The 11,292-nt window shown below is 42.2% G+C and carries 11 protein-coding genes and 2 tRNA genes; 7 read left to right on the forward strand and 6 right to left on the reverse strand.

The features are described from left to right. Window positions 1-65: 65 nt before the first annotated feature. The 5 genes from H6793_02610 to H6793_02630 all read right to left on the reverse strand — a co-directional run bounded on the left by H6793_02610 (window position 66) and on the right by H6793_02630 (window position 4,274). Window positions 66-245 (reverse strand): hypothetical protein, encoded by a 180-nt coding sequence (locus H6793_02610; GenBank protein USN95205.1) that lies wholly within the window; start codon window positions 243-245, stop codon window positions 66-68. A gap of 355 nt (window positions 246-600) precedes the next feature. Then, the gene (locus tag H6793_02615) at window positions 601-1,287 is read right to left on the reverse strand and encodes an HAD family phosphatase (GenBank protein ID USN95206.1); all 687 of its coding nucleotides are present in this window, start codon (window positions 1,285-1,287) and stop codon (window positions 601-603) included. Beyond that, window positions 1,256-2,569, reverse strand: coding sequence for a histidine phosphatase family protein (locus H6793_02620; protein ID USN95207.1), 1,314 nt, complete (start codon window positions 2,567-2,569; stop codon window positions 1,256-1,258). Before H6793_02620 ends, H6793_02615 begins: the two co-directional genes overlap by 32 nt. 176 nt (window positions 2,570-2,745) lie before the next feature. Beyond that, a complete protein-coding gene (locus tag H6793_02625) occupies window positions 2,746-4,104 on the reverse strand; it encodes a hypothetical protein (protein ID USN95208.1) in 1,359 nt (452 codons plus the stop codon). 95 nt (window positions 4,105-4,199) lie between these two features. Then, window positions 4,200-4,274: transfer RNA gene (locus H6793_02630), tRNA-Gly, on the reverse strand. A 120-nt stretch (window positions 4,275-4,394) separates the two neighbouring features. On the opposite strand from H6793_02630, the gene H6793_02635 reads away from it, so the two are divergent. Continuing rightward, window positions 4,395-4,733, forward strand: coding sequence for a hypothetical protein (locus tag H6793_02635; protein USN95209.1), 339 nt, complete (start codon window positions 4,395-4,397; stop codon window positions 4,731-4,733). A gap of 187 nt (window positions 4,734-4,920) precedes the next feature. Here the strand turns inward: H6793_02635 and H6793_02640 are convergent, their stop codons facing one another. Further along, a complete protein-coding gene (locus H6793_02640; protein ID USN95210.1) occupies window positions 4,921-5,178 on the reverse strand; it encodes a hypothetical protein in 258 nt (85 codons plus the stop codon). A 340-nt stretch (window positions 5,179-5,518) separates the two neighbouring features. Between H6793_02640 and H6793_02645 the strand changes: the two genes are divergently transcribed. From H6793_02645 to H6793_02670, 6 genes are all read left to right on the forward strand, one after another. Then, window positions 5,519-5,593: transfer RNA gene (locus tag H6793_02645), tRNA-His, on the forward strand. A 138-nt stretch (window positions 5,594-5,731) separates the two neighbouring features. After that, entirely contained in the window at window positions 5,732-6,475 is a 744-nt protein-coding gene (locus tag H6793_02650) for an HD domain-containing protein (GenBank protein USN95211.1), read from the forward strand. Between the two features lie 129 nt (window positions 6,476-6,604). Further along, entirely contained in the window at window positions 6,605-7,330 is a 726-nt protein-coding gene (locus H6793_02655; GenBank protein ID USN95212.1) for a hypothetical protein, read from the forward strand. Then, on the forward strand, window positions 7,275-9,002 hold the full coding sequence (locus H6793_02660; GenBank protein ID USN95213.1) for a hypothetical protein: 1,728 nt from the start codon (window positions 7,275-7,277) through the stop codon (window positions 9,000-9,002). The genes H6793_02655 and H6793_02660 overlap by 56 nt, the downstream gene beginning before the upstream one ends. A gap of 215 nt (window positions 9,003-9,217) precedes the next feature. Beyond that, window positions 9,218-10,963: a polysaccharide deacetylase family protein gene (locus H6793_02665; protein ID USN95214.1), complete on the forward strand. Its 1,746-nt coding sequence runs from the start codon at window positions 9,218-9,220 to the stop codon at window positions 10,961-10,963. A gap of 140 nt (window positions 10,964-11,103) precedes the next feature. After that, a complete protein-coding gene (locus H6793_02670) occupies window positions 11,104-11,271 on the forward strand; it encodes a hypothetical protein (protein ID USN95215.1) in 168 nt (55 codons plus the stop codon). Window positions 11,272-11,292: the final 21 nt, after the last annotated feature.

An 11,292-nucleotide genomic window follows, 5' to 3' on the forward strand; every position in this document is an offset into this window, starting at 1 on the left:
CTCAAGTCTTGGGTCAGACATGTCGCCGCCACACACAATTTTAGCTTCTTCATATTCTAATTTTGTCATATTATTCTCCTCGATCTCAAAATGATGTTGATCCAACGATCAAAAATACCACCAATGTAATCGCTTTTACCACTTAAGCCACCATACATTCTGCCACGCTGTGCAATTGAACACACAAAGTAAATGTATGAAATTACATCTTCCTTATTTATGATAACTTTGTTGTTATTTGCCATAACAGAGTGTATTTTAACAGATTTTACAATGTGCGATATAAAATAATTGGGGTGAATAAGTCAGGCAATCATTAAATCAGGAGTGCGAATTTGCAATTTAGCAAATATTAAAGTCTAAATTCTGAATTGGTGGCTTTCTACAGGAAAGCTCGAACCCATTTCCAAAAAAACTGTTGAATCAAGCCCCGCCTCCTAGCACAGTGGAGCCGTGCTGCGCCCCGACTAGAAACCCCTTTGCGTATTTTGAGATTTCCCCGCTGAGATTTTTTAGGAATTGGATAAGGTTTTTTTGGTTCGGGTCGCCTACCGTAAAAGCAGTAGAGGCGTCGTAGTTCGGGTCAACACAGCTGATGCGCTACTCACTAACCGTCAATAAATTGTCTAGTAATTTCAGGTCTACTTCCAGTAGAGAGTGAACAATAATATCAGCTCCGTTCAAATCGTCATCGGTAGTATACACCGCAGTTATTGCGATACACTTCATACCCGCCCGTTTTGCTGCTTCGATACCAGATGGAGCGTCCTCGATGACTATACACTGGCTCGGCTGGATATGTAGCTTTTTGGCAGCGGCGAGATATACAGTAGGGTCTGGTTTGTGCTCCGTAATATCATCGTGGGTTACTAATGTTTCAAAGTTATGAAAAATGCCAGCATCAGTTAACTTTCGCTCAGTATCTGCTGTTGTGCTACTCGTGCCGATGGCGATAGGAATACCGTTTTCGTGAAGGAGCCCTATGAGTTGATCGACGCCCTCTTTTGGCTGTATCCCTTTCTGTAAATCTTCCTTTATCGGCTTTAATTCCTCTATTATTGTATCTATATTAAGTGTGGTTTGGAACTTTTCGCTAATTTGATTGAGTTGATGTATGACTGATTGACCAATGTAGTGTCTGCGTTCACTGTCCTCAATATGGATATTGTACTTTGCGAGCACTTGGTTCATTGCTTGCCAATGATACTTAACGCTGTCAATCAGGACACCGTCCATATCAAAGATGACGGCAAAATTACTCACTAATTTTCCTAAAACCTTGTTCATCTAATGACTTGGAAATCAAATGATAGAGTTCATCCCAGTCGTGGGCGGTTTTTTCCGGTGGCCAGTCATGCTTACCATTTTGGTTGTATGCCTGAGCAAGTACAAAGGATGCAACACCAGCCTTTTGAGCACTCAATGCGTTTTTAACGCTGTCTTCAACCATGATGTGTGCACCAAGCTTTTCGCGGAGGTACGTTCCTTTGTCTGTCAGATCAATTTTTTTGCCGTTTTCATCTACCTGATTGTCATGGTCAGGATCACCAGAGAAATGTAGCTCATCAATCAGATATTCTTCTTCCTCACCGACACCGAAATGTTCGCCGAGAGCAGTAAGAGTTACGTCTCCTAGATTTGCTTTCTTGCGAGCAGTTAATGCGTGAAGTGAGGCTCCGTATTCATGTTTGAGCCTTGCTAGGACTTCACGAGCACCTGGTATAAGTAGGTAGTTAGCAACGTCTTTTTGTGCACCGTAAAATCCATCGTCGTATTTCTCGCCGGTATCTTTATCGGTCTCTATTCCACTGTCATGCCAGTGGCGGAATAACACTTTGTCGTGAACGGCATTATGATCAAAGATATCTTCAACTTTGTAGCTGGTGCCGTGAATACTATTCCATCGCTCTACGGCGTGCCCAGGGGTATCAAACAATACACCGTCAATGTCCACGGCAATTACAGGGTGCTCCTTCAATACTTCTGAGCTTACCGGCTGTTCTGGTAATAGTTCGGTCATATTACTCTCTACTCTCCATAGTTCCACAAACTCTGCGTTATTCATCTCGGCTGGTGAGTCAAAGTCCTCGAAACGAGTGCGACCTTTTGAAACTTGTGTCGTGTAGTAACCAATCTGTCCGTGAGCGATAGCTAATGTCGTACCGCCACGCTCCTCGGTGATTTCCTTGAGCTTTGCGATAGCTTTAGTGGCGCGGTCAATCATGTGCTGGCGCGATTCAATTCCTCCCTCATTGTCAGAGTTTAGAAAGAACTCTGGTGGTCTGCCAGTTGTTCCCTCAAACTCACCTAAATAGCGTTCTTGTAGTTCGTCAATCGTAACAATTTCATACACAGGGTAGTTGAGCTCTTGCGCGATAATCTCGGCAGTCTGGCGAGCACGAATAAATGGCGAGCAAGCAATCGTAACGACACCTTCGTTTTTTAGATGTTGCCCAGTAATTTTTGCTTGTTCTGCGCCTTTTTCGGTGAGCTGCGCATCGCTTACGCCTGCAACGCCGTTGATATTGGCAGTACTTTCGCCGTGACGAACATAAAGTATTCTTTTCATCTGTTCCGATTGTACTATTTACACTGCTGTTTTGCCATAAGGCAAAGCACGCCCGAACCAAAAAACTCTTTGTATTATTTTTTGAGATTCCCCAGTAGAACTTCTTTTTTTAATTGAAAAGAGTTTTTCTGACGGTTCGCCAACCGCAAGCGTTGGGGTGTCGTGGCTTCGTAAAATCAGTCTGAGTTAAGCTGGTACTGGCCATCATCAAGCGTAGTAACAATGAAATATTTTTCACACGGCTTACTAAACTTACCGCAATCTTGTGAATCGTTACCCAGTGCAGGAACATAAGCATACTGACTGCCGCTTTGACCGATAAATCTTCCACTCGGATCTTTAAAAACTTCAAAATCGGCTCCTGACATTTGATTACCAATAAATGCCTGTTGATTAACCGCCATCTCGTACCTTTCCGGATAATGACCGGTCCGAGCTTTGTATATTTCCAGAGCCGTTTTAATTCCTTTAAGATCCGCAATTCGTTCACGGTCAGTTTCACTATCACCCTGCTGGAACTGCTTATTAAATAGCTTACCGGAGACGATACCAAATCCAAGTTTGCTTGTTAATTTTTCTGCTTTGGGTGCATCTATGGAGTTATGGTCACTTGCTACCAGCTTAAGACTAAAGGTTGCATCACGAAATGGCCTACCCTCGTAGCTTATTTGTTCAATAGTTTTGGTTTTCAGGTTAATCCAAACACTGGCTTTGATATCTGCTGTTGTTAAACCATCTTTCGGAAAGATACTAGACGGCATATGAATATTTGCTGATTTGTCTATTCCTGTTACAACTTGTTTAAAAGCATCACTTGTAAGAGTAACTTCATACTTACGTGTTGGTTTGTTGCCAACATTCTCCTTACTTCCAATTGATCTAAGAGTAACTCCATTCAATCCCGATGGCTGAGAGTCGCTACTTTTATCTGTTCCATGTTGCGCCAAAACATAATCCCCAACTTCTAGCCACTGATCTTGATTAGTCGATAAATTAGCTCTTTCTGTAAACTCCGCGATGTATTCCTGAATACCTTTCTCGCCCGAATTAGAATAGTGAGTGGCTAACTTTTTGAAATCTTCAAAACCAGTAAACCGAACATACAGCTTACCATTTACTTTTTTAACAAAAACGCTTGGTTGTTGAAGAAAGGTACTCATATGGACTTCTGCTGATGAATCATTTTGTGTATTTGTTTTGACTGAGTAATCGAAGTCTGGGTCATTCGGCCCAGCTTGGTCAAGGCGACCAGTTATCGTATAGTTTCTTGATTTCGTAGCATAATCCAAGACTGCTTTTTTAAAGACATTCTCTGGTTTATTCGGTATATACACCATAAAAATATAGGCAGCTCCGCTACCCATAGCTAGCACCAAGAAGATAAGTATCCCGAGAGTTATATATTTTTTAGTACTAGTTTTAGGTTTACTAAAATCGCTCGCGGATATTAATGGTTGCTGTGGTGATGTAGTAGTCTGATCAGTTTTAATTTCTTGATTATGAGTTTTATGCGGTTGTACTTGTTCGGGTTCCATTTTTTATTGCTCCTTAAGACTTAATGTAACTAATTATAGCTTATGGCAATCAAAAAATGACCGCAACGCGGTCAAATTCTAAAAATTCTCTACTTTGGTGCGGGTGGAGGGAGTCTAACCCTCGTCGCCTGCTTGGAAGGCAGGAATAATAAACGTTATACCACACCCGCATCGGATGATATAATAACATACCCCTGTAAAAGATACTATCTTTTTGTTTGTGTGTTTTGTTTTGTAGTTAATAATGTTACACAATAGAGTTACATAATTGCGTATACTAGCATGTACTGATGAGTGTAGAAAAATCCATATCAAAAGAGGAATCTAATTGGTGGGACCCGAGAGAGCGAGGTACTATTGCCAACTTTACTGCCAAGGTGGCAATTGTAGGATTAATGTTAAACTTCGTAACTCATAGAGCGATTGATTACAGCAGTGATAAAGTTGGGGGAGTTGTTGACTCGCAGGCCGACTTAATAAGGAAGGATATTCAAGAACCTATGAATGCAGTTCAAGAAAAGGTTCAGGGTGCAGTGGAGTCTGTGGAGAATATCGAGGATGGCGTCGAGCAAATGAAGAAATTTTTACATGAAGAATTCGGAATAGATTTCAAAAAACACAAAGATTGAAAAGTTCTATAGATTAATAAAAGTGTAAAGTCAGGTATAGATTGAGAATATGGTTTTGGGGAAGGGTTGCCTGAGAGCAGGGAGTGTGGATTCGTGAAGGCCTCGAAAATTCGTTGGCAAACATAAATCTCAAACACTCCCTGCTCACGGCTTCCTGGTTCCCGCCAGATCATGGTCTCCTGCGAGACTACCCGCAGTCGACGATACTGCCGTCAGGCAGTCGCTCGACGCATGAGCCAGTGCCAGGCCCGTTGGGGGCGAGGCTGGGCTCGATGGCCGACGGCGGCGTCGTGGTAGTCGTCACCACAGTCGTGGTTGTCGACGTGTACTCGCTTCTCGGAACGAATTCCGTCTGCGAGGCCTGGGCAATCGCCCAGAAGACGATCACTCCCGCAAACGCGAGAGCAAGAATGCCAACTATTACTGACTTGATCTGCTTCTTCATCAGAAGCTCCCTTCTGGGGGGTCGACTACTGCCGAATGAGCAGGATTTCTGCTCGGATGAACCTATGCGAGGCTCATAGTGGCGTCAATTAATTATTAACTACACTATGAGCCTCACAACATAATCTATACCTGACTGTTAAGGCAGAAATTAGGCATTTCGCTACATGCGTAATTCAACTAAAACTTCTGCCACAGGCTAAAAAGCCAACACACATAATAGCATAAACATAAACAATTGTCAATGCGAACCAGTATAAATACTTTGCAATTACAGGGGTGGATAAGCTTTTTGTGATTGCAAAAACAGATAGTATTGTGTATAATCACCCCTGTTTTTGGCGAATGTAGTTCAACGGTTAGAACGTCGGGTTGTGGTTCCGAAGACGAGGGTTCGATTCCCTTCATTCGCCCCAAGAGCATTATTAAGCACCCATGTAGCTAGGGTGTTATTTTTGTTTTAACAGATTAGAAAACAATATTTTTGATGATAATTTTGACAACGGGGCGTATAATAGATAGTGGTGAATTTTAAGTAAGCAAGAAGATAAACAATGCAAACTTTAGAACGACACTTAAACGAATTACCTATTGTTGATTACGTTGGTCTGCAAAATTATGATGATTTGTTGCATGATGCTCATATTTTAGCCAAAGAAAACCATGTAGATGAGATGTTGCAAAGCTCAACGTTTGAACTCTTAGAAGAAATGAGGGTTTACGATGAAGATATTGCTATTGGTGGGCTCCGTACTTTGCCGGTAGCCTTAAGTACTGCTAGTGAGATAGGGTTGTTTTATGATATTGACATAGATCGGGGATCAATTTTTGCAAGCTCTTTATTGCATGATGTCGGAAAGATGGCTTTACCAAAAGAATTGTTAGTAAAAAGCACTATTGGGCAAGAATGGACAACTGCAGATACTCTTACGATGCGTCAACATATATATACTGGCGGAATGATATTACGTAACAGATGTTTGCCGGTTACGGTAATACGTTCGGTTGAAGAACATCACCATAAGCAAACTGGCGGTAACGAATATGGTATTGATGCACACTTAAATAACGAAGAACGAATTTGTCGTGATGCTGTGGCTATCGCTGATTTTGCAGAAGCGGATATTAATCGAACCAATACTAGAAATCAGGACTTATCGCGCGCTCAAAGAGAGCAAGAAATCTGTAAAGATATCCGCTATGTTTTAGGTGATTATTCTTATTGTGATGAGCTTTCTCGGGTTGTGGCAGGCCAAATTCTTGGATATACCAGTACTTCTTTGTTGCTAGCAGGTTAATTTCGCATAGTATATAACACAACAAGCACTTGCACTCTCCCCTTATATCATCTATCATAAGCACTATAAGAAATAATTTCTTATATAACATTAAATTAATAAAAGAGGGGTGTAATAAATAAACTAACCATGAAAGACCTACTAACTAAGCTATCTATAACAAACAAAGTAAAAATTATAAACTATCTAGTACTATCCCTACTATTCACTATAACTACCCTTATACCATTAACTACCAGCACAGCCAATGCTACACCACTACCTACTGATGTGCCTGAGCATGTGTTAAATATTGGTACTTCCGATGGAATATTAAACTCCCCCCAAGACATCACCACTGACTCCTCCGGCAATGTCTATGTAGTTGATATAGACACCAATCGCATCCAAAAGTTCGACTCCAATGGCACATTTCTTGCCAAGTGGGGCAGTAACGGTTCTGCTGATGGTCAGTTTAATGATCCTCGCAGCATCACCACCGACTCCTCCGGCAATGTCTATGTCGTAGATACCTACAACTACCGTATCCAGAAGTTCACCTCCACCGGCACCTTCCTAGCTAAGTGGGGAACATCTGGCTCGGCAGATGGTGAGTTTAGCTATCCTTCCGGCATTACCACCGACGCCTCTGGCAATGTCTATGTGACTGATATGGGCAACAACCGCATCCAAAAGTTCGACTCTACTGGCACCTTCCTAGCTAAGTGGGGAACATATGGCTCAGCAGATGGTGAGTTCCAATCTCCTTACGGCATCACCACCGACTCCTCTGGTAATGTCTATGTGGCCGACTCTGGCAATGACCGCATCCAAAAGTTCAACCTTCCGGTACTTTCTAACCAAATGGGGCAGTAATGGCTCGGCCGATGGTCAGTTCAGTAATCCTGACGGCATCACCACCGACTCCTCTGGCAATGTCTATGTAGCTGATTCGAGCAACAACCGCATCCAAAAGTTCAACTCTTCTGGCACCTTCCTAGCCAAGTGGGGCAGTAATGGCTCGGCCGATGGTCAGTTTAGCTCGCTTCGTGGCATCACCACCGACTCCTCTGGTAATGTCTATGTGGCCGACTCTGGCAATGACCGCATCCAAAAGTTTGACTCCTCTGGAGATTTCCTACTTAAATTTGGTATGCCGAGTAGTGAAAACGGTAAATTCTACTTCCCATATAGCATCACCACCGACTCCTCCGGCAATGTCTTCGTAGCAGATATTGGCAACAGCCGCATCCAAAAGTTCACCTCCACCGGCACCTTCCTAGCCAAATGGGGCAGTAATGGTTCAGCTGATGGTCAGTTCAATATACCTACTGACATCACCACCGACTCTTCCGGCAATGTCTATGTAGCAGATACTTACAACAACCGCATCCAAAAGTTCGATTCTAACGGTACTTTCCTAACCAAATGGGGCACCTCTGGCTCAGCTGATGGTCAGTTTAGCTCTCCTTCTGGCATCACCACCGACTCCTCCGGCAATGTCTATGTGACTGATATGGATAACAGCCGCATCCAAAAGTTCAACTCCACCGGCACCTTCCTAGCCAAGTGGGGCAGTAATGGCTCAGGCGATGGAGAATTTAATGGTCCTTTCGGCATCACCACCGACTCCTCCGGCAATGTCTATGTGACTGATATTGGCAACAGCCGCATCCAAAAGTTCAACTCCTCCGGCACCTTCCTAGCCAAGTGGGGCAATAATGGCTCAGCCGATGGTGAGTTTAATACACCCCTAGGAATCACCACCGACTCTTCCGGCAATGTCTACGTGGCCGATACAGGCAACAACCGCATCCAAAAGTTCGATTCTTCTGGCACCTTCCTAGCCAAGTGGGGCAATAATGGCTCAGCCGATGGTGAGTTTTACTATCCTTATGGCGTAGCATCTGACACTACAGACAGTATCTATGTAGCTGATTCTGGCAACAACCGCATCCAAAAGTTCGCCTACCCTAGCGAAGAACCTGAAACCCCAGAAGAACCTTCCTCCGACTCTGATGGTATCCCCGACACCATCGAAAACTCTTCCCCCAATAGTGGTGATGCTAACAATGACGGTACACCAGATAGCACTCAAGCTAATGTAGCTAGCTATGTTAACCCAGTAACAAATAGCTATGTAGTACTCCAAACATCTAGTGAATGTAGTATCACTGCCACTACTACAACTAGTGAAGATAACCTAACTATAAAAGACTCTGGCTATAACTATCCAGTAGGACTAACTAACTTCACTACTGACTGTAACACCCCAGGCTTTACTGCTACCATAAATCTCTACTACTACAACCTAGATAGTACTAACTACACTCTAAGAAAACATAACCCTAACAATAACTCTTTCCTTACTATAGCTAACCCTACACTAACTAACCTAACTATAGACAATAAACCAGTAACCAAAGTAACCTACCAAGTTACTGACGGACAACAACTAGACATAGACAACACCACTAACGGAACCATAGTAGACCCAGTAGGCCTAGCTACACTAGCTGTAGGAAGTCCTAATACGGGGTTGAGATAGAGCAAGATAAAACCATAAAAAGCTATTCTCTGAGGACTGTCCTCATAAAGAGGGAAAATATGGTGTAGTATAGTTTTGGGTGGATTCCTGAGAGATTGGGGGTGCGTATTATTTGCGAACAACGTAGGAATACTATAAGCAACACTATTGACAAAAGTGCAACAAATATGTAATATGACTACAATTAAGTAATGTGGTGGGACTAAGGTTGAGTGATGTTTAAATCTTTTGTCCAAAAAATTCAGTTTCTTGTATTATTAACTTTATGTAGTTTTGTTTTTGGGTCTATCAGGAGTCCTCATGTACATGCTAGTGTACAGAATCCAACTCCCCAAGCACAGGTATCGTTTACTTTTGATGATGGTGCTTCGAGCGTGTATAACAAGGCCGTTCCAACTTTAGCGCAATATGGGTTTACTGGTACAAGTTATGTTATTACCGGTTGTGTAGGTATGGTGACGGTTCCTAATAATTGTGAAGCAGATAACGATGTGCCGTATATGACATGGAGCCAGGTTGTTTCACTGCAAAATACTTATGGCTGGGAGGTTGGATCGCACGGGGTTAGTCATCAATTGATGTCTGAGATTTCAGCAAAAAAGATTGATAAAGAATTGTTAGATAGTAAAAACCAGTTAGTTGCACATGGGCTTAACGTTTCTTCTTTTGCCACACCTTACGGTGATTATAATCAAAAAGTTTTAGCAAATATTGCTAAATATTACTCTAGCCATCGCCCTTTCCATGATACCGGGTATAATCATTGGCCATATAATGATTATTTACTTCGCGTTCAGCAAGTTCAGGCTGGAGTGAGTGTCGATACTGTTAAGAGTTATATTGATCAAGCATCGAACGATGGAACGTGGTTAATTTTGGTATTCCATGATATCAGAGATGTGCCAAGCACCAACCCGGAGGATTACCAATATAGCACTGCAGATTTATCTGCGATTGCCTCTTACATTAAAAGCAAAAATATTAAAGTGACGAATATTGATAAAGGGATTGTTAAGTCAGACGCAAGCGATAATTTGGTGGCATCACCTGATACGGGTAAAACTATTGGTGGTGGCTGGACAACCGATACGCCTAAGGCAGTAAAGATTGACGCAACATCTAAGGGTAGTAATCCTGATCCAGTAAAATCAATAAAGGTTACTGCAAATGCCAAGAAGAGTATACATGTCTTTACTCCATTAGTAACTATTCAGCCAAATGATCAATATGTGGTTAAAGGCTATATTAATTTGGATAAGAATTCAAAAGGTGTCGGATTGTATATCGATGAATACGATGCCAGTGGCAATTGGATTAGTGGGCAGTATAAGCAAACAATTAATACTTGGTATGACAAAGATATTTCATTTATGTACGTTGCTAGCTCGAGCTCAGTAGCTTGTGCTCGCTTACAGATTATTGTTACAGCAAATTCTGGTGTTAAAGTTTACATTGATAACGTTAGATGGTTTGTCGCTGTTAGTGGCCCTGCCCCAGATCCGGAATTAGTGAATTTGCTTACCAATGGTGATTTTGAGCAAGGCTTGACTGGTTGGAGTATTGATGATCCTGCCATATCTTTAGATACTGCAAATAACGGAACATCGCCAACGCCCGTGAATTCCATAAAACTAACTAACATTGAAGACCGAAGCGTACAACTATTTTCGTCAAAGGTTAACGTAATAAATTCTAAAACCTACAATATCAATGCAGATATGAATGTACTGTCTTTGAATGCGAACGGTGAAATAGGTTTTTATATCGATGAATACGATACCAGTGGCAATTGGATTAGCGGACAGTACCTATATACAGTAAGACAAAATGGGTTAAATAAAGTTGATTTTTCATATACTCCAACCTCTATAAATGTTGCTTCATCTAGCTTGCAGGTTATCGTGTCTAAAGGTATTGGCACCGTAGCATATCTAGATAACGTGAAATTCACCACTGCATGAGCAGTACAATCACACAATAACATTTACAAACCTGCACTAAAGTAGTAAAATACATTGTGTACAAGCGTGAGGGTCGTTTGGCCCTCTTTTTTGTTGGCTAAATTACCATCACGTGTCTTAACAAGCAAAGGAGAGACATTATGTACGAAGGTGGTAAAGGCGCTGGTGCCGTTGTAGCTGGTAGTGTTGTTCTACCAAATACCGGTGGAAGCCAAATACTAACTGCAATTGCAGTAACCAGTATTGCTGTGGGCGTAGTGATTGTTATTTCAACAATTGTACGTTTTGCAGTAAATAAGGCTCGATAGGGCCAGAACGAGGGGGGTAGC

This window comes from Candidatus Nomurabacteria bacterium (assembly GCA_023898625.1).
GTDB lineage: Bacteria > Patescibacteriota > Saccharimonadia > Saccharimonadales > JAGQNJ01 > HK-STAS-PATE-36.